The organism is Bradyrhizobium sp. USDA 4472 (assembly GCF_054058595.1).
On the sequence record NZ_JBSSAM010000001.1, the window covers coordinates 2,808,137 to 2,825,931 of the forward strand.

Here is a 17,795-nt window from a genome sequence, read left to right on the forward strand (position 1 = left end):
GCCATTCGCCATTCGCAAGGTTTCCCATGGCCACCTTCCACTTCGATCTCGTCTCTCCGGAAAAGCTCGCCTTCTCGGGCGAAGTCGATCAGGTCGACATTCCCGGTGTCGAAGGTGACTTCGGCGTGCTGGCGGGGCACGCGCCTGTCGTGGCTGCGATCCGTCCCGGCATCCTCGTCGTCACCACCGCTGGCCGCCACGAGAAGATCATCGTGCTCGGCGGCCTCGCCGAAGTCTCCGAAAAGGGCCTGACCGTGCTTGCCGACGTCGCGACCTCGCTGGCCGAGCTCGACCGCGCCGAGTTCGCCGAGACCATCGCGGAGATGGAGGAAGGCTTGAAGGAGCACGAAGGCGGCGAGCTCGATCAGGCGATCGAGCGGCTCGATCACTTCAAGAGCATCCAGCAGCAGCTCAATACCACGGCGATGCACTAAGCCCCGGTGCACTGCTCCGGGGCTCAAAGCTCTAAATTCCTGAACAAGTTCAGCGCTCGTCACCACAAATGGCGGGCGCTGAAACTTTGTTGCGCCGCGCCGGAGATGGCGGCATTCTGCGCCCGCGGATGTGTTCCGGGGCGGGTAGCGGATGAAACGCAAGATCGCAGCGATTTTCGCAGCCGATATTGCCGGTTACTCAAGGCTGGTCGCGGAGGATGAAGAGGAGACGCTGCGGCGTCTGGCATCCTATCGTCTTGTCGTAGACGACTTCATTGCCAGGGCCGGCGGACGCATCTTCAACACCGCCGGTGACGCCGTGCTCGCCGAATTCCCGAGCGCAGTCGAAGCTGTGCGCTGCGCGATCGACATCCAGGAGTCCTTGCGAACCCGAAACATGGCCTATCCGGCGAGCCGGCAGATGACGTTCCGGATCGGCATCACCATCGGCGACGTCGTCGAACGTGACGGCGATCTGCTCGGCGACGGCGTCAATATCGCAGCCCGGCTCGAGGGGCTCGCCGAGGTCGGTGGCATCTGCATCTCCCGTGCCGTGCACGAGCAGGTCGCCAACAAGCTGTCGGTGCAGTTCGCCGATATCGGTGCGCAGGAGGTCAAGAACATTCCGACGCCGGTGCACGCCTACATGGTGGCGATGCGGCGTGAGGACGGGACTTTTGCGACGCCGCAGCTGAAGAAGGCCGCCAAGGCAGGGCAGGGGCCGAGCTGGATGTGGCCATTGGTGGTCGGCGTGGTCTCGGTCGTCGCCATCGCCGTCGGCGGCCTCCTCTATTTCAGCAAGCTCGAGACCGGCAAGACACCTGATGTCGCGGCGTCAACCACGCCTGCTCCGCTGCCAGGCGCGACGGCCGCAGCGACCCCGAGTCCAACACCCACGATGGCCGCGAAGGCGCCGATGCCTTCACCGACGCCGACATCGACACCGACCCAAATGGCTGCCGCCACGCCGATGTCCACGCCAGTGCCGACGCCGGCGGCACCGAACGGCAAGCTCCCTGCGGATGCGGTGCCGTTTGTCAGTGAGCGCGTGCGTGGCTATCTCGGCAATGATTATTCAGCCGCCGGCGATTACAAGGCCTTCGCCCTGAACATCACCGGCTTCACTGGCGCCTCGGTCAATCAGCCGAATGAGGAAGCTGCGCGCGCCGCCGCGCTCGATCAGTGCCAGAAGCGTGCGGATGCCGCGCAATCGCCGCGGCGCTGCGAGCTCTATGCGGTCGGCAACAAGGTGGTCTACAGCCATGGTAATCCGCCGATGCCGCCGCCGCCCTGGGTGCGGCACGACAGCATGACCGAGCGCCCGCTCGTGGCGAAAGATTTTCCGCTGCTGCGCGATCAGGCCAGGACCCGCATCGAGAACGTCTACGCGCCGGCGGCAAAGTCACGGGCGGTCGCGCTCGGGCCGGGCGGTCAGTATTTCATGACGCTGGGGGCGACCTCGGTCGACGAGGCTACGCGGCGTTCGCTGGAATCCTGCGGTGCGTTCGCAGGCTCTCCCTGCATGGTCGTGGCGGTTGACGATGTCTATGTCGTGCCAATCCCGACCCTGCTCAGGGCCGTTGGCTTCTTCCACCCCGCGAGCAATCCCTCGATCGTGGCCGATGCGCGCCCCGAGGTCGTGCGCAAGCTCGGCGACGGCTTGGGCTGGAATGCGGTCGCCGTCGGAACGTCGGGCCGCTCCGGCCTAGGCCTGAAGGCCGCCGACGAGCAGACCGCCGTCGACGGCGCGATCGCCGATTGCGTCAAGCACGACAGCGACTGCCACGTCATCGCGATCGGCCCGTTTACGGTGGGACCGATCAATTAAGTAGCCTCGCAGTATAAGCCACAATCGCCACTCCGACGAAGGTGCGTTCCCTTCCCCCCCCCCCTGTGGGGAGGGAACGAGAGAGTGCTGCGTTGCTCACTCAAATTTCCAAAAAACTTCTCTGATCAACCAACCCCCGGGCTACTGTGCATGGGGTTGTTTTCGCGAATTCAGTTTGCGAAGGGCGCGAACTCCTGGGCTACTGCGCGGTAGACGTCGCGGCGGAACGGCACCACGAGGTCGGCGACGCGATCGAGTCGCTCCCAGCGCCACGCGTCGAACTCCGCGGGCTGGCCGTTGCGCGGCGTCAGCGGGTCGATCTCGTCCTCCTTGCCGGTGAAGCGCAGCGCGAACCACTTCTGACGCTGGCCGCGGAATTTGGCCAGCCGATGGGTCTGCGGACCGTCATAGGGCGGGAATTCGTAAGTGAACCAGTCGGTCTCGCCGAGATAGCAGGCGCTGACGACGCTGGTCTCCTCCCAGAGCTCGCGCACCGCGGCATCGCGAAGGTTCTCGCCCTCGTCGACGCCGCCTTGGGGCATCTGCCAGTCGAGCCCCGGCAGGATGATCTCGGGGCCGTCGCCCTTGAAGCGGTGCCCGATCAGCACGCGGCCGTCGGCATTGAACAGCGCGATCCCGACATTGGGACGGTAGGGTTTTTCGCTCGTCACGCGGGAGTCTCTCATTGTCAGTCCGGCGATGCCTTAGCACCAAAGTCCGGACGACAATTTGATCTAGTCGTCCGCGAGCGCGGAAAATTCCTTGACCACGCGCTCATAGACAGGGCGCTTGAACGGAATGATCAGCTCGGGAAGATTCTTCATCGGCTCCCAGCGCCAGCTGACGAATTCGGCCTTGTGGCCGCCGCCGCCGGGCTTCTCGACATTGATCTCGCTGTCCTTGCCGGTGAAGCGCACCGCGAACCATTTCTGGCGCTGGCCGCGGTAGCGGCCCTTCCAGGCGCGTCCCGCCACCGTGCGCGGAATGTCGTAGATCAGCCAGTCCGGCACCTCGGCGAGCCGCTCGATCGAGCGCACGCTGGTTTCTTCATAAAGCTCGCGTTTGGCAGCGGCCCAATTGTCCTCGCCGGGATCGACCCCGCCCTGCGGCATCTGCCAGACATGGCGGTCGTCGACGTGCTCGATGCCGCCGGCACGGCGGCCGATGAACACCAGGCCTTTCGGATTGATCAGCATGACCCCGACACAGGTTCGGTAGGGCAGATCCTCGTAACGCGCCATTCCGCCAAACCTCTCGGGTACTGCTGGAACGCTGCCGGGCACTCCGGCCCATGGCGTACCAATTCTTTGATTTAACTGGATTTTGATTTCAGCATCGCGGTTGTCAATGGCACCAAAAGGATACCTCGGTCGCTCAATGTCTTGATCCAGGCGCCGACCCGCTCGATCGAGACGGGAAGCGCGGAGGCGGTGCCGATGGCGACCCCGCGTTCCCTCGCCATCGATTCCAGCTTGTTCAGCGCACGGTCGATCTCGGTCGGGGTCGGCACCGCGTCGAGCGCGATGTCGCCCTTGCCGAATGGCACGGTGAGGCTGCCGGCCGCCTGGCCTGCGATGCTGCGCGGCGAGGAGCCGTCGTCGAAGAAGCCGAGGCCGCGCTTGGAGGCCTCGCGGATGATCGGCTGCATTGCCGCGTCCGTCGCCACGAAGCGAGCGCCCATGAAATTGGTGATGCCGGCATAGCCCTGTATCCGGCTCAGGTGCCAGTAGAGGCGATCGGTGTTCTGGTCTGCCGTGAGCGACGTCAGCAGGGTTTGCGGGCCGGGATCATTGTCCGGGAAATCGTAGGGCTCCATCGGGATCTGCAGGAAGATCTCGTGGCGCTGGGCGCGGGCGCGCTCGGCCAACTTTCCGGGATCAGATCCATAAGGCGTGAAGGCCAGCGTCACCGCGCCCGGCAGCTTCATGATGGCATCGGTGGTCTTGGCGGCACCGACGCCGAGGCCGCCGATCACGATCGCCACCACGGGCATCTTCGCGGCCTTGGCGCGGTCGGCCTCGGCGGCGTAGACGTTGAACGGCTTGAGATCGCCCGATACCGCGGGGATCATGCCGTAGCGCGACTTCTCCAGCAGCTTGGGATCGATCCCGGTCATGACGGGGGGCGGAGCGGAAACCGCCTCGCCCTTGTCGGCGGCGTCGCCCGCGCCGATCACCACGTCGTGGCGCGCGCCGGTCGAGCCGTCGATCATGGTGACGGTCTTCTGATCGCCGGACGCGGCTTCCTTCGGCGCCTCCTTGGTCGCGCGCTTGCTTTCCTCGCTTTGGCCGGCGGCAGGCTTCTCGTCCGTGGCCTTGAGATCGCGGATCGCGATCCGCGTCATCGGCTCGCCGCCGAGCGGGTCCTTGTTGAAGATGGCGAAGCCGGCGAAGGTCACCAGGAACAGGCCGAGCATCACAGCCAGCAACTGCATGGCGGTGAACGGCAGCCGCAGCCGCCGTTTCCGGCGCGGCGTGTCCTGTCCGAGCGGGGCGCTCAGATCATCGGCCGTTTCAGTCATGCGAGATCCCGAATCACTCCACCGACGATACCACGCCGCGGTCAAGCGGCGGCAGGCCGGGATAGGCCGGGGATGTCGGGAGTTCCCAAGCAAAATGGGCAGCAGCAAAAAGGGCGGCTGTTGGAGCCGCCCTTTGCATGAGATCGCGTCGATCGCGTTTAGCTCGCGGCCTTAGTTCGCGGCCTTAGTTCGCGGCCTTGGGCTTGTCCGTCGCGGGCGCGGCCTTGTTGTCGCCACCCGGCGCCGGCGCCGCGCTGGCGCTGTTCTTGATGCCGTGGAGCAGGTCGTCGGCCATCTTGAGCGCCTTGTCGTCCTTGGCATCAGGCGGAACGTAGGACTGCGAACCGGTCTTCTCGTCGCCGTCGTTCTTGAGATGGCCGCGGAGCGAAGCTTCACCCTTGGTGTCGGTGCGCGACTTCAGCTCGTCGGGCACGTCCTGCAGCACCTCGATGTCAGGCACGATGCCCTTGGCCTGGATCGACTTGCCCGACGGCGTGTAGTAGCGCGCGGTGGTCAGGCGCAGCGCGCCATTGCCCGAGCCCAGCGGGATGATGGTCTGCACCGACCCCTTGCCGAACGAGCGGGTGCCGACAATGGTCGCGCGCTTGTGGTCCTGCAGCGCGCCGGCGACGATTTCCGATGCCGAGGCCGAACCGCCGTTGACGAGCACGATGACTGGCTTGCCCTTGGTGAGGTCGCCCGCATGCGCGACGCGGCGCTGGGTCTCCTCGGCGTTGCGGCCGCGGGTCGAGACGATCTCACCCTTCTCCAGGAAGGAGTCGGACACGGTCACGGCCTCCTCGAGCAGACCGCCCGGATTGTTGCGGAGGTCGATGATGTAGCCCTTGAGCTTGTCGCCGATCTGGCTCGAGAGGTTCGCAATCTCCTTCTTCAGGCCTTCGGTGGTCTGCTCGTTGAAGGTGGTGATGCGGATATAGGCGATGTCGTCAGCCTCGACGCGCGCGCGCACCGAGCGAACGCGGATGTTGTCGCGCACCAGCGTGACGTCGATCGGATTGTCCTGGCCCTTGCGGATGATCTTGAGCTTGATCTTGGTGTTGACGGGGCCGCGCATCTTCTCGACCGCCTGGTTCAGGGTCAGGCCCTGCACCGCCTCATCGTCGAGATTGGTGATGATGTCGTTGGCCATGACGCCGGCGCGCGAGGCCGGCGTATCGTCGATCGGCGAGACCACCTTGATCAGGCCGTCTTCCATGGTGACCTCGATGCCGAGGCCGCCGAACTCGCCGCGGGTCTGCACCTGCATGTCGCGGAAGCTCTTGGCATCCATGTAGCTCGAATGCGGATCGAGGCCGGAAAGCATGCCGCTGATGGCGGATTCGATCAGCTTGGTGTCGTCGGGCTTCTCGACATAGTCGGAGCGCACGCGCTCGAAGACGTCGCCGAACAGATTGAGCTGGCGATAAGTGTCGGCGGTCGCGGCTCGCGCGCTGGAGCCCATGAACACCGCGCGCGGCTGGGTCACGAACAGCGTCAGCGCCGCACCGGTGGCCGCGCTGAGGAGGATAACTGAAGTCTTGCGCATCATCCGCGAACCTTCTCGCCTTCATTTGCGGCCCACCATGGACCTGGATCGATTGGAGTGCCGTCTTTGCGGAACTCGACATACAGCACAGGTTGACTCGCGTTGGTGGCGAGAATGGAGGCGACTTGAGATGTCGACCCCATGGTCGCGACCGGCTCCCCCGTGAGCACAAACTGTCCGATGTTTACCGAAATGCGCTCCATCCCGGCGATCAGGACATGATACCCGCCCCCGGCATTGAGGATCAAGAGTTGTCCATAGCTGCGGAACGGGCCGGCATAGACCACCCAGCCGTCGCAGGGCGTCGTGACCTGCGAACCAGGCTTGGTGGCCAGCGAAATGCCCTTCTGAATCCCACCGATTCCGTCGGAACCGCCAAAGTCCCTGATCTTGTTACCGTTAACCGGCAGGGGCAGGAGCCCCTTCGCCGAGGCGAACAGGATCGCCGGGCTGGTCCGGGAGCGGTCCTTGAACACGGCCGGCCCTGATTTGGCATCGGCCGTCGCGTTTGCCGCTGCTGCCTTAGCCTCGTTGGCCTCGGCCTGTTTTGCGGCCTCGGCCGCTTTCTCGGCCGCCCTGGCGGCGCTTTGCAGGTCCTGCTCCATCTTGGCGATCAGCCCCTGGAGATCGCCGACCTGCTTTGACAGGGTGATGGCGCGCGAATTCTCGGCGTCGAGGTCCTTTTCGCGCGAGGATTGCTGTCGCTGCCGCTCCTCGACCAGGGCGGTGAGGCGGGTCTGGTCGCTGCGAATCTTGTCGCGGTCGGATGCGAGCTGGTCGCGCTCGGCGGCGATGGTTTTGCGCAAGGCCACGAGGTCGCCGAGCTCGCCCGCGATCTTCTCGGCGCGGCCGCGCAATTCCGGCACGAGGGCACCGAGCAGCATCGCGGTGCGTAGCGATTGCAGCGCATCTTCGGGCCGCACCAGCAATGCTGGCGGCGTGCGCCGGCCGGCGCGTTGCAGGGCCGCCAGCACCTCGACGATGTCGGCGCGACGCGAATCGAGCGAGGCGCGTGCCGCCTGCTCGCGGCCGTTCAGCGTCTTCAGCCGCGCTTCGGCCGCGTCGATCTTGGTCTCGACGGTGCGAACATTGGCGGCGGTGTCGATCAATTGCTGATTGAGCTGGGTGCGGTCCTGGCCGAGCGCGGTGATTTCGGCCTTCAGCTTGGCTTGCGCTTCCTCCGCGCTCTTCTGGCCGGCGCGCGCTGCCTCCAGCTCCTGCTCACGCTGCTTGATGGCGTCCGGCGAGATGGCTGCGGTCTGTGGCGCCGGTGCCCCCGTCTGAGCTTGCGCGAGGGTTTCTTCGGCGAAGAGGCTTGCCCCGGCGCAACTCGCAATCAGCAGCAAATTGAGGATCGGCGCTCGCATCTCGTCTGCAAGGTGCTCGTTGTGGCGCGAATCACGCGCGATGATAGGGGTGGCCGGCCAGAATGGTGGCGGCCCGATACAGCTGTTCCAGAAGCATGACGCGGACCATCTGGTGCGGCCAGGTCGCAGAGCCGAACGCGATCGCGAGCTTGGCCTTACGGCGCAATTCGGGCGAAAGTCCGTCCGCCCCTCCGATCACGAAGATCGTATGACCGGCACCCTCGTCGCGCCAGCGCCCGAGATTCCGTGCGAATACGGTGGAATCGAGATTTTGCCCGCGCTCGTCCATCGCCACCAGGATCGATTTGCCGGGGATATGGGCGGAGATCGCCGCGGCCTCCTCGGTCATCCGCGTTGCGGCGTCGCGGGCGCGGCTTTCCGGGATTTCGTGGACAGTGAGCTCACGGAATCCGAGCTTGCGGCCGGTCTCGTCGAACCGCTCGAAATAGCGGTCGGCAAGCTCCCGTTCGGGGCCCTGCTTCAGCCGGCCCACCGCAATGACGGCAACACGCATAGCATCTCTTGAATCGCGCGCACCATGCGCGCGCATGACGCTAGCATGCGCGTCAGCCGATGCGAAATCGGCTCAAGTCAGCCTAGATCGCCTTCGCCGCCCCCGGGCCCTGCGTGTACAGTCTCTCGAGGTTGTAGAACTCACGGACCTCGGGTCTGAACACGTGCACGATCACATCGCCGGAATCGATCAGCACCCAGTCGCAATTGGGCAAGCCCTCGACGTGGATGTTCTTGATGCCGTTTTCCTTGAGGCCTTTGGCGACGTTCTCCGCGATCGCGCCAACGTGCCGGTTCGCCCGGCCGGTGGTGATGATCATGTAGTCGGAGTATGCCGATTTGCCGCGAAGGTCGATGGTGACCGTCTCTTCCGCCTTCATGTCGTCAAGGCGGGAGAGGATCAGGCTCAGCGTCTTGTCGGCGTCGGGTTGCGCCTTCAAGGCCGCAGCTTTGGTCGATGTTTTACGCGCCGGTTTTGCCTTGGGTAAAACAGACTTGGACAATACAGATGTGGTCAGGGACCATTCCTTTCACTGTATCGCGAACGCCGAATCCAGCGCTCACTGGCTACACTACATCATGTGGGGTTAAGGGTTTCAATATGCCAGAGAGCCCCAACCCCGCGCAGAATCCGTCTCACTTCGTACCTTTCCAGCTCCCGTCCGGGTTCCGCAGGCCCGTTGAGGAGAGATTCAGCTTCAATCCGGTCAGGAAGACCCAGGCCGGCGCCGGCTGATCCGCAAGCAAGGCTGCCTTATTCTCCGCCAGGCGGTAGCGCGCCAGCGCCTTGGCGGCGGGAGAGGCGAGCGCCCGAAAGCTCTGCGGCGGACGATCGATGACCGCAACCGGCACCTGGGCGGCGATGCGCCGCCAGTCCTGCCAACGATGGAATTGAGCGAGGTTGTCGGCGCCCATGATCCAGACGAAGCGCAGGCCGTTGAAGCGGCGGCGCAAGGTGTTGATCGTGTCGATAGTGTAGCGCGTACGAATGACGGATTCGAGACAGCTCACCTCGATCCTGGGGTCGTCAGCGACGTCACGCGCGGCCTGCATGCGCTCGCCGAGCTCATGCAGATTGCCGTTCTCCTTGAGCGGGTTGCCCGGCGTCACGAGCCACCAGACCCGATCGAGTTGCAATCGCTTGAGCGCGAATTGGCTGATCGCGCGATGGGCCTGGTGCGGCGGATTGAACGAGCCGCCGAGCAGGCCGATGCGCATGCCCGGGGTCGAGGGCGGGGTCGCTTGCGCCACCGAACGCGGCACGACGAATGTGTTACTCAATGCCCCCCGCCTTGCGACCTTACTTACGGCCGCGTCTGCCCGGTGCCGTGAACGCGATACTTGAAGCTCGTCAACTGCTCGGCGCCCACGGGGCCGCGGGCGTGGAAGCGGCCGGTGGCGATGCCGATCTCGGCGCCGAAGCCGAACTCGCCGCCGTCGGCGAACTGCGTCGAGGCGTTGTGGAGCACGATCGCGGAATCGACTTCGCTCAGGAATTTCTTCGCGGCCCCGTCGTTCTCGCTGACGATCGCATCGGTGTGATGCGATCCGTGGTCCTGGATATGCGCGATCGCGCCGTCGACGCCGTCGACCACCTTCGCCGCGATGATCGCGTCGAGATATTCGGTGTCCCAATCCTCTTCGCTGGCAGGCTTTACGCGCGAGTCGGTCTTCTGCACGGCATCGTCGCCGCGCACTTCGCAGCCGGCGTCGAGCAGCATCTCGACGAGCGGCTTCAGGCTCTTGCCAGCTGCGGCGCGATCGACCAGCAGCGTTTCGGCCGCGCCACAGACGCCGGTGCGGCGCATCTTGGCGTTCAGCACGATCGATTTCGCCATGGCGAGGTCGGCGCTGGCATCGATGTAGACGTGATTGACGCCTTCGAGATGCGCGAACACGGGCACGCGCGCTTCCTGCTCGACGCGCGCGACGAGGCTCTTGCCGCCCCGCGGCACGATCACGTCGACCGCTCCGTTAAGGCCCGATAGCATCATGCCGACCGCCGCACGGTCGCGCGTCGGCACCAGCGTGATCGCAGCTTCGGGCAGTCCCGCTTCGCGCAAACCTTGCACGAGGCATTCATGGATGGCGCGGCAGGAGCGGAAACTGTCGGAGCCGCCGCGCAGGATCACGGCATTGCCCGACTTCAGGCACAGCACGCCAGCATCCGCCGCGACGTTGGGACGACTCTCGAAGATCACGCCGACGACGCCGAGCGGCACGCGCACGCGCTCGATGATCATGCCGTTCGGCCGCTGCCAGCTCTCGGTGACGATGCCGACGGGATCGGCGATGCCGCGCACGACGGCGATGCCTTCCGCCATGCCTTCGACCCGCGCCGGCGTCAGCGTCAGGCGATCGATGAAGGAGGAGGTTGCGTTGCCCGAGGCGCGGGCTTCCGCGACGTCCTCGGCATTTGCGGCAAGGATCGCCGCAGCATTGCTGCGGATCGCCTTCGCCATGGCCTCCAGCGCCCGGTTCTTCTGCTCCGGCGGCGCCAGCGCCAGCACGCGCGCAGCGGCGCGGGCACGGGCGGCGAGATCGGACATCAGCGCCTGGAGATCGGGATTGCCGTCGACGGCTTTGAGGGGGGCGGCCATGGGGCGTCAAACCTTCTGCTAAGGCGGTGTCCTAGCACGGAAATCCCGCATTTGCGAAGGGTCGGGAGGGTATGGCAGGTACGCCGGGTTGTGCCGCGCCCCAGCTGGGTCTCTGGCCCAGCGATCGGGCCGCGGGCCCTACCCGCCCACCACCAGATCATCTCGGTGGATCATCTCCGAGCGACCGCTGATGCCGAGGATGTTCATCACATCCGGGGACGAGCGGCCCCTGATGCGCTCGGCGACCTCGGCGTCGTAGGCGATCAGGCCGCGGCCGACCTCGCTGGTATCGGGGCCGCGCACGATCACGGCATCGCCCCGGGCGAACTGGCCCTCCACCTTGATCACGCCGGCGGGCAGCAGGCTGGCGCCGGCGCGCAGTGCGGTCACCGCGCCGGCGTCGATGGTCAGCGTGCCCTTCGGCTCCAGCGTGCCCGCGATCCAGCGTTTTCGCGAGGTGATGGGATTGGCGGGCGTCAGGAACCAGGTGCAGCGGCCGCCATTGGCGATCGCCTGCAAGGGGTGTTCGATCTTGCCTGATGCGATCAACATATGCGTGCCGCCAGTCGTTGTGATCTTGGCCGCCTCGACCTTGGTGCGCATGCCGCCGCGCGACAGTTCGGACTCGGCATCTCCCGCCACCGCCTCGATCTCCGAGGAAATGCTCTCGACCACGGGGATCAGTTTTGCGTTCGGATTGTTCTTCGGCGGCGCGTCGTAGAGCCCGTCGATGTCGGACAACAGCACCAGCAGATCGGCGCTCGCCATGGTGGCGACGCGGGCGGCGAGACGGTCGTTGTCGCCGTAGCGGATCTCGGTGGTGGCGACCGTGTCGTTCTCATTGATGACGGGGATCGCGCGCCACTCCAGCAGCTTGCCGATCGTGGAGCGGGCATTGAGATAGCGGCGGCGCTCTTCGGTATCCTGGAGCGTCACCAGGATCTGGCCGGCGCCGATGTCATGCGCGCCGAGCACCTCCGACCAGATCCGCGCCAGCGCGATCTGGCCGACGGCTGCGGCCGCCTGGCTTTCCTCCAGCTTCAGCGGACCGCGAGGCAGTTTCAGCCGGCTGCGGCCGAGCGCGATCGAGCCCGAGGAGACGACGAGAACGTCGCGGCCCTCCTTGTGCAGCTTCGCCATGTCGTCGGCGAGCGCAGCGAGCCAGGAGGCGCGCACCTCACCCCGGTCGGAATCGACCAGCAGCGCGGAGCCGACCTTGACGACGATGCGGCGGAATTGACTGAGTTCGGGGCTGGCCATGGTGTTGTCAGGTTGCTCTGGAATCGGCGGAGCGACGGGCAACGCCGATGAGGCTGCTTTTGCAGCAGGACGGCGGCCGGCGCAAGGCAGCAGGCGCGGCAATCGGCGAAGGCCGGCCTTGTCTTGGCGGCCAGCCGGGTTCTAATGCCGCCGACCGATAACGGGCTGGATGAGGATACGAATGGATCGCCGCAAATTCATGGCCGGATGTCTTGGAGGATGTCTCGACCTGCCGCTGCTGGCGCAGGCGGGTGAGGCGCAAGCGCAGGCTGGACTCAGCAAGATCATCTTTCCGTTCGCGGCGGGCGCGGGCGGCGACACGCTGTGCCGGCTGATTGCGCAGGAGGTCGCGCCAATGCTGCAACGGACCATGGTGGTCGAGAACCGCACCGGCGGCGACGGGCTGATCGGCATCAAATCGGTGAAGGGTGCGAGCCCCGACGGCAGCATGGTGCTGGTGACGACGGGGCCGACCATGTACCTGCTGCCGATGGTGGAGACGACACCGAGCTTCGACACCGCCAAGGATTTCATGCCGGTGTCGCTGCTCGCGCGGTTCGAATTCGCCGTCGTGATCGGCCCGGAGATCGATGCTGCGGATTTCAAGAGATTTGTCGCCTGGCTGAAAGCGCATCCCGACAAGACATCGTTCGGCGTTCCCAGCAACGGCACTATCCCCCACTTCATGGGCTCCAAGCTCGAGAAGGATCTCGGCATCCCGCTCACGCGCGTGCCCTATCGCGGCAGTGCGCCTGTTCTCAACGACGTCATCGGCGGCCACATTTCCTTTGGGATCACCACGCTGGCCGATGCGCTGCCGCAGCATCGTGCCAAGGGCGTGAAGATCGTTGCGGTCTCGAGCGCGGAGCGTTCGCCGTTTGCACCTGACGTTCCCACGCTGAAGGAGAATGGCATCGACCTCGTGGCGGACGCCTGGTACGGCATGTGGCTTCCCGCCGGCAGCCCGCCGGAATTTGCGAGCAAGTTAGGAGCGGCCTCGAGCGCGGTGCTTGCAAAACCCGAGGTGAAGGCGAAGCTCACGGCGATCGGCCTGATCCCGGTTGGCAGCAGCGCGGACGGGCTGACCAGGGAACTCGCCGCGAACACGGCGTTCTGGCAGCCGATCGTGAAGGCGACGGGATACAAGATCGAGAACTAGTCTCTCCTCTCGTCGTTGCTTCGCTACGCCCGCAATCACGAGGCTCACATCTTCGCGCGCTGCGCGATACCGTCCCTGATCGCGGCGAGCTCGTTCTCGTCCCAGATGCCGATCAGGAATCCGGCCTTCACCTGAAGCTGGTTGTCCGCATAAGCCGCGATCTTTTCCCGCGGCGTCGTGATGTGGCCGCTCGGATGCAGCGCCCAGTCGAACAGCTCTGCCTGGAGCCGCGCAATGATGCCGGCACATTCCGGATCGTTGCCGCGATCCACGTATTCTTCCGGATCGGTTTCGAGATCGTACAGCATCGGGCGGAAGCCGGAGGCGTGGACGTATTTCCAGCGGCCGTCGAACACCATGAAAAGGCGGCAGCGCTCGATCGGCTGGTTCAGCTTCAACCTGACATCCTGCATGGCGTAGTCGTATTCGGAGAACGCCACCTTGCGCCAATCCGGCGGCGTAGGTCCACGCAGCAGCGGCAGCAGCGAACGTCCTTCGAGGATGTGGCTCGGCACCTTGCCGCCGAAATAATCGACGAACGTCGGCGCGAGATCGATGCCTTCGACCAGTGCGTCGCTCTGCCTGCCGCGCGTCGCGTCGGCCTCTTGCGAGGGGTCGATGATGATCAGCGGGATCTTCGCCGACTGCTCGTGGAACAAATCCTTCTCGCCCATCCAGTGATCGCCGAGGTAATCGCCGTGGTCGGAGGTGAACACGATCATGGTGGTTTCCAGGAGGCCGCGTTCCTCCAAGAATTTCATCAGCACGCCCATCTGGTCATCGATCTGGGTGATCAGGCCCATATAGGTCGGGATCACCTTCTCGCGGGCTTCGTCGCGCGCCATGTTGCGGGAGTAGCGCATGTCCATGTAGGCGCCGAACACCGGGTGCGGGTTCTGCCGCTCGCGCTCGGAGCGGATCACCGGGATCATGTCGCCAGTCGAATACATGCTCGCATAGGGCTCCGGCGCGATGTAGGGCCAGTGCGGCTTGATGTAGGACAGATGCAGACACCACGGCCGGCCGTCGGTCTCGGCCTCGCTGATGAAATCCATCGCGCGCCGCGTCATGTAGGGCGTCTCGGAATGCTCGTCCGGCACGCGCGCGGCCTTGTCGGCGTGCACCAGCAGCCAGCCGTTCTGCAACGAGCCGTCCTCCGCCGCGCCTGAATTGGCCCAGTGTTCCCAGGGGTTCGTCGCTTCAAAACCCTGCCGGCGCAGATATTCGTCGTATTTCGGACGTGGCCGTCCGGTCGGATGCAGGCCGTCGTCGCGCTCGTAAGGCTCGAAGCCGCATTCGGCGACATGCACGCCGATGACCGATTCCGGCGGGATGCCGAGCGCCTTCATGCCTTCAAGGTCAGGCGCCATGTGGGTCTTGCCGACCAGCACATTGCGCACGCCGATTTTCTTGAGATGATCGCCGAGCGTGGGCTCGCCGACGCGCAGCGGCCAGCCGTTCCAATGCGAGCCGTGCGAGCGCATGTAGCGCCCGGTGTAGAACGACATCCGCGACGGTCCGCAGATCGGCGATTGCACATAGGCCTTCGAGAACAGCACGCCGCGCCTGGCCATGGCGTCGATGTTCGGCGTCTTCAGCGTGGGGTGGCCGGTGCAGCCGAGATAATCATAGCGAAGCTGGTCGCACATGATCCAGAGAACGTTCTTCGCGCGTGCCATGCGTCATCCCGGAAATTTCTTGATTATCTGATGCTGCGCTATCGACGGCGCGATGGCAACCTGCCAGTGATGCGCGTGCCTGGGGCCATGCACTCCACTGTCGTCCCCGCGTTCGCGGGGACGACAGCGGGGAGAGTCTACGCCGACCACGGCTCCGCTTCGGCCGCGCTCTTTGCCTTGGCCGAGACGGGCGCCTCGCCGATCACATCGACGAGCGCGCGGAGCGCTTCCCTGACGCCGTCGCCGGTCACGGCGGAGAGCAGCAGCGGCGTCTTCTTGGCGGCGCGCTTCAGCCGATCCTTCTGCTTCTTCAGCTCGTCCGGGTCGACCGCGTCGATCTTGTTCAGCGCGACGATCTCGATCTTGTCGGTCAACAGCCCGCCATAGGCGTCGAGCTCCTTGCGCACGGTCTTGTAGGCCTTGCCGGCATGCTCGCAGGTGGCGTCGATCAGATGCAGCAGCACGCGACAGCGTTCGACATGGCCGAGGAAGCGATCGCCGAGTCCGGTGCCCTCATGCGCGCCTTCGATCAGGCCGGGAATGTCGGCGAGCACGAATTCGCGGCCGTCGGCGTTCACGACGCCGAGCTGCGGATGCAGCGTGGTGAAGGGATAGTCGGCGATCTTCGGCCGCGCCGCGCTGACCTTGGACAGGAAAGTCGACTTGCCGGCATTGGGCATGCCGACGAGACCGGCGTCCGCAATCAGCTTCAGCCGCAGCCAGATCCAGCGCTCTTCCCCGGGCTGGCCGGGATTGGCATTGCGCGGCGCACGGTTGGTCGAGGTCTTGAAATGCGCGTTGCCGAAGCCGCCATTGCCGCCCTCGGCGAGCACGAATTTTTCGCCGACATTGGTGAAGTCGTGGATCAGGGTCTCGCGATCCTCATCGAAGATCTGAGTGCCTATGGGCACCTTCAGCACGATGTTCTTGCCGTTTGCGCCATGTCGGTCCGAGCCCGAGCCGTTCTCGCCCTTCTGGGCCTTGAAGTGCTGCTGGTAGCGGTAGTCGATCAGCGTGTTGAGGCCATCGGCAACCTCGATGATGACATTGCCGCCGCGGCCGCCATTGCCGCCGGAGGGACCGCCGAATTCGATGAACTTCTCGCGGCGGAACGCCACGCAGCCGTTCCCGCCGTCACCAGAGCGGATATAGACCTTTGCTTCGTCGAGGAATTTCATGGGCCATAGGTAGGCCAGCCGGGCACGCCCGGCAACCCGGACTTGTCCGCAAATCGGCCCGAATCCGGCGAATTCGTCGCGTGCTTAACCGACCGGCCGGCGCCTGATCAGGAATTTCTGCGTCCCTTCAAGCACCAGCTCCTTGCGCTGGTTGAACACGGTGCTCCGAAGCGTCACCGCGCCGGTCGTTCGCCCCGGCACGAGCTCGATGACCTCAAGCGCGGGATAGATGGTGTCGTCGGCGTAAACAGGCTTGAGGAACCGGCTCGATTGCTCGAGGAAGCCGACCAGGGATTCCTCGACCATGAACGGAAACAGGCCGGCGCCGGGCGCGGTGTGGATCAGCGTCTGGAAGCCATGGGCGAGCAGATGAGGCATGCCGCGGGCGCGGCAATATTCGACGTCGTAGTGCACCGGATGGGTGTCGCCGCTCGCGGTCTGGAACGCCGCGAACACCGCGGTCGTCTGGGTCCGGCTCGGCAGCACGAAGCGTTCGCCGACCACGAAATCCTCAAACCAGCGTTGCGCCGACATCATGCGGTGCCGGGCCGGGTCGAAGTCGGTCATGCCAAAGCTCTTTCCTGGCTCTTTCCTCGGTGAAGTGTCTATCGCTACCGCGCCGCGTAGCCTGCGACAATCCGTTCAATTCGCCTTGCCCGGGCTTGTGGCGGCGGCTCACGTCATTAAAAGACCCCCGAGCGAATCGAGTGGCCAGCTTCCGACGCTCTCTCCGCTCGTCTTTGCGGGCGGGCTCCTCGCAATGACGACTCCAAACTCACACCCGTGGCGATGTCCCTCTTCAAGAACCTCTCCGCCTATGACGACCGCTCGGCGCGGCTGGCCGGCATTGCGCTGATGGTGCTGTCGATCTTCATGTTCTCGTTCGGCGACGCCACGGGCAAGTTCCTGGTCGGGACTTATTCGGTCGGGCAGCTGCTGTTCTTGCGCGCCTGCGCGGCGCTGCTGTTGCTGTCGCCGCTGATCTGGCGGCAGCGCCACCAGTTCCTGCATCTCGAGCGGCCGGGCCTGCAGCTGTTCCGCGTCGTGCTCTCGACGCTGGAGGTGGCCGCGTTCTTCCTCGCAGCCGTCTATCTGCCGCTCGCTGACGTCATCACCTATTATCTCGCCGGTCCCATCTTCGTCACCGCGATGTCGGCGATCTTTTTGGGTGAGAAGGTCGGCTGGCGGCGCTGGACGGCGATCCTGGTCGGCTTCTGCGGTGTGCTGATCGCGTTGCGGCCGTCGGCGCAGACGGTGAGCCTGCCGGCGCTGATCGCGCTCGGCGGCAGTCTCTCCTTCGCGACCCTGATGCTGATCACGCGCAGCCTGCGCAGGACGCCCGACATCGTGATGGCGTCGTCGCAGTTCATCGGCACGTTTTCGCTGGGCGCTGTACTCTCGGCCTACCATTGGGTGCCGCCGACTCCACGCAGCCTGGTGTTCTTCGCGTTGGCCGGGTGCATCTCGGTGACGGCGCTGTTCTGCGTCAACCGTTCGCTCAAGCTCGCGCCGGCGAGCGTGGTGGTGCCCTATCAATATTCGATGATCGTCTGGGCGGTGATCTTCGGCTTCGTCGTGTTCGGGGACGTGCCCTCCATCGCCACGATCGTCGGCGCCGCGATCATCATCGGCGCGGGCTTCTACATCTATCTGCGCGAGCGCGATCTCGGCCACGCCGGCGAAGAGGTCAATCCGCCGGTGTAGCGGCAA

At 65.1% G+C, this 17,795-nt stretch carries 17 protein-coding genes; 4 read left to right on the plus strand and 13 right to left on the minus strand.

Features of this window, described 5'->3' with window-relative positions:
* Positions 1 to 26 precede the first annotated feature (26 nt).
* Both ACVWZ4_RS12850 and ACVWZ4_RS12855 read left to right on the plus strand, forming a co-directional pair.
* On the plus strand, positions 27 to 434 hold the full coding sequence (locus ACVWZ4_RS12850; protein WP_456700284.1) for a F0F1 ATP synthase subunit epsilon: 408 nt from the start codon (positions 27 to 29) through the stop codon (positions 432 to 434).
* Positions 435 to 585: 151 nt separating this feature from the next.
* Positions 586 to 2,262 (plus strand): adenylate/guanylate cyclase domain-containing protein, encoded by a 1,677-nt coding sequence (locus ACVWZ4_RS12855; protein ID WP_456790135.1) that lies wholly within the window; start codon positions 586 to 588, stop codon positions 2,260 to 2,262.
* A 170-nt stretch (positions 2,263 to 2,432) separates the two neighbouring features.
* Here the strand turns inward: ACVWZ4_RS12855 and ACVWZ4_RS12860 are convergent, their stop codons facing one another.
* The 10 genes from ACVWZ4_RS12860 to proB form a co-directional block, all read right to left on the minus strand.
* A complete protein-coding gene (locus ACVWZ4_RS12860) occupies positions 2,433 to 2,933 on the minus strand; it encodes an RNA pyrophosphohydrolase (protein WP_456700283.1) in 501 nt (166 codons plus the stop codon).
* Positions 2,934 to 2,996: 63 nt separating this feature from the next.
* Positions 2,997 to 3,503, minus strand: coding sequence for an RNA pyrophosphohydrolase (locus tag ACVWZ4_RS12865; protein ID WP_456700282.1), 507 nt, complete (start codon positions 3,501 to 3,503; stop codon positions 2,997 to 2,999).
* Between the two features lie 71 nt (positions 3,504 to 3,574).
* A complete protein-coding gene (locus ACVWZ4_RS12870; protein ID WP_456700281.1) occupies positions 3,575 to 4,783 on the minus strand; it encodes a divergent polysaccharide deacetylase family protein in 1,209 nt (402 codons plus the stop codon).
* A gap of 184 nt (positions 4,784 to 4,967) precedes the next feature.
* Positions 4,968 to 6,332, minus strand: a complete 1,365-nt coding sequence (locus ACVWZ4_RS12875; RefSeq protein ID WP_456700280.1) for a S41 family peptidase — start codon at positions 6,330 to 6,332, stop codon at positions 4,968 to 4,970.
* On the minus strand, positions 6,329 to 7,696 hold the full coding sequence (locus ACVWZ4_RS12880; RefSeq protein WP_456700279.1) for a murein hydrolase activator EnvC family protein: 1,368 nt from the start codon (positions 7,694 to 7,696) through the stop codon (positions 6,329 to 6,331). Before ACVWZ4_RS12880 ends, ACVWZ4_RS12875 begins: the two co-directional genes overlap by 4 nt.
* A 31-nt stretch (positions 7,697 to 7,727) precedes the next feature.
* Positions 7,728 to 8,210 (minus strand): 23S rRNA (pseudouridine(1915)-N(3))-methyltransferase RlmH, encoded by a 483-nt coding sequence (rlmH, locus tag ACVWZ4_RS12885; protein ID WP_456740428.1) that lies wholly within the window; start codon positions 8,208 to 8,210, stop codon positions 7,728 to 7,730.
* A gap of 82 nt (positions 8,211 to 8,292) precedes the next feature.
* Positions 8,293 to 8,649 carry a ribosome silencing factor gene (rsfS, locus tag ACVWZ4_RS12890; RefSeq protein WP_456700277.1) on the minus strand — a complete coding sequence of 119 codons (357 nt, stop codon included), beginning with the start codon at positions 8,647 to 8,649 and terminating at the stop codon, positions 8,293 to 8,295.
* Between the two features lie 196 nt (positions 8,650 to 8,845).
* Positions 8,846 to 9,472 (minus strand): nicotinate-nucleotide adenylyltransferase, encoded by a 627-nt coding sequence (locus tag ACVWZ4_RS12895; protein WP_456738268.1) that lies wholly within the window; start codon positions 9,470 to 9,472, stop codon positions 8,846 to 8,848.
* Positions 9,473 to 9,513: 41 nt separating this feature from the next.
* The gene (locus ACVWZ4_RS12900) at positions 9,514 to 10,809 is read right to left on the minus strand and encodes a glutamate-5-semialdehyde dehydrogenase (RefSeq protein ID WP_456740429.1); all 1,296 of its coding nucleotides are present in this window, start codon (positions 10,807 to 10,809) and stop codon (positions 9,514 to 9,516) included.
* A 138-nt stretch (positions 10,810 to 10,947) separates the two neighbouring features.
* A complete protein-coding gene (gene proB, locus ACVWZ4_RS12905) occupies positions 10,948 to 12,069 on the minus strand; it encodes a glutamate 5-kinase (RefSeq protein ID WP_456740430.1) in 1,122 nt (373 codons plus the stop codon).
* Positions 12,070 to 12,250: 181 nt separating this feature from the next.
* On the opposite strand from proB, the gene ACVWZ4_RS12910 reads away from it, so the two are divergent.
* A complete protein-coding gene (locus ACVWZ4_RS12910; protein ID WP_456740431.1) occupies positions 12,251 to 13,228 on the plus strand; it encodes a Bug family tripartite tricarboxylate transporter substrate binding protein in 978 nt (325 codons plus the stop codon).
* 44 nt (positions 13,229 to 13,272) lie between these two features.
* On the opposite strand, the gene ACVWZ4_RS12915 is transcribed toward ACVWZ4_RS12910, so the two are convergent.
* The 3 genes from ACVWZ4_RS12915 to ACVWZ4_RS12925 all read right to left on the minus strand — a co-directional run bounded on the left by ACVWZ4_RS12915 (position 13,273) and on the right by ACVWZ4_RS12925 (position 16,652).
* A complete protein-coding gene (locus ACVWZ4_RS12915) occupies positions 13,273 to 14,907 on the minus strand; it encodes an alkaline phosphatase family protein (protein WP_456763426.1) in 1,635 nt (544 codons plus the stop codon).
* A 137-nt stretch (positions 14,908 to 15,044) separates the two neighbouring features.
* On the minus strand, positions 15,045 to 16,085 hold the full coding sequence (gene obgE, locus ACVWZ4_RS12920; protein ID WP_456700272.1) for a GTPase ObgE: 1,041 nt from the start codon (positions 16,083 to 16,085) through the stop codon (positions 15,045 to 15,047).
* 84 nt (positions 16,086 to 16,169) lie between these two features.
* On the minus strand, positions 16,170 to 16,652 hold the full coding sequence (locus ACVWZ4_RS12925) for a MaoC family dehydratase (protein ID WP_456700271.1): 483 nt from the start codon (positions 16,650 to 16,652) through the stop codon (positions 16,170 to 16,172).
* A 222-nt stretch (positions 16,653 to 16,874) separates the two neighbouring features.
* Between ACVWZ4_RS12925 and ACVWZ4_RS12930 the strand changes: the two genes are divergently transcribed.
* On the plus strand, positions 16,875 to 17,789 hold the full coding sequence (locus ACVWZ4_RS12930; RefSeq protein WP_456742212.1) for a DMT family transporter: 915 nt from the start codon (positions 16,875 to 16,877) through the stop codon (positions 17,787 to 17,789).
* The last annotated feature ends 6 nt before the right edge of the window (positions 17,790 to 17,795 follow it).

Bases quoted from the DNA above. Each gene is read 5' to 3' on its own strand.
- obgE (WP_456700272.1), bottom strand. From the start codon at position 16,085: ATGAAATTCCTCGACGAAGCAAAGGTCTATATCCGCTCTGGTGACGGC.
- ACVWZ4_RS12915 (WP_456763426.1), bottom strand. From the start codon at position 14,907: ATGGCACGCGCGAAGAACGTTCTCTGGATCATGTGCGACCAGCTTCGC.
- ACVWZ4_RS12930 (WP_456742212.1), top strand. From the start codon at position 16,875: ATGTCCCTCTTCAAGAACCTCTCCGCCTATGACGACCGCTCGGCGCGG.
- ACVWZ4_RS12875 (WP_456700280.1), bottom strand. From the start codon at position 6,332: ATGATGCGCAAGACTTCAGTTATCCTCCTCAGCGCGGCCACCGGTGCG.
- ACVWZ4_RS12880 (WP_456700279.1), bottom strand. From the start codon at position 7,696: ATGCGAGCGCCGATCCTCAATTTGCTGCTGATTGCGAGTTGCGCCGGG.
- ACVWZ4_RS12900 (WP_456740429.1), bottom strand. From the start codon at position 10,809: ATGGCCGCCCCCCTCAAAGCCGTCGACGGCAATCCCGATCTCCAGGCG.
- ACVWZ4_RS12870 (WP_456700281.1), bottom strand. From the start codon at position 4,783: ATGACTGAAACGGCCGATGATCTGAGCGCCCCGCTCGGACAGGACACG.
- rlmH (WP_456740428.1), bottom strand. From the start codon at position 8,210: ATGCGTGTTGCCGTCATTGCGGTGGGCCGGCTGAAGCAGGGCCCCGAA.
- ACVWZ4_RS12910 (WP_456740431.1), top strand. From the start codon at position 12,251: ATGGATCGCCGCAAATTCATGGCCGGATGTCTTGGAGGATGTCTCGAC.
- ACVWZ4_RS12850 (WP_456700284.1), top strand. From the start codon at position 27: ATGGCCACCTTCCACTTCGATCTCGTCTCTCCGGAAAAGCTCGCCTTC.
- ACVWZ4_RS12925 (WP_456700271.1), bottom strand. From the start codon at position 16,652: ATGACCGACTTCGACCCGGCCCGGCACCGCATGATGTCGGCGCAACGC.
- ACVWZ4_RS12865 (WP_456700282.1), bottom strand. From the start codon at position 3,503: ATGGCGCGTTACGAGGATCTGCCCTACCGAACCTGTGTCGGGGTCATG.
- ACVWZ4_RS12855 (WP_456790135.1), top strand. From the start codon at position 586: ATGAAACGCAAGATCGCAGCGATTTTCGCAGCCGATATTGCCGGTTAC.
- proB (WP_456740430.1), bottom strand. From the start codon at position 12,069: ATGGCCAGCCCCGAACTCAGTCAATTCCGCCGCATCGTCGTCAAGGTC.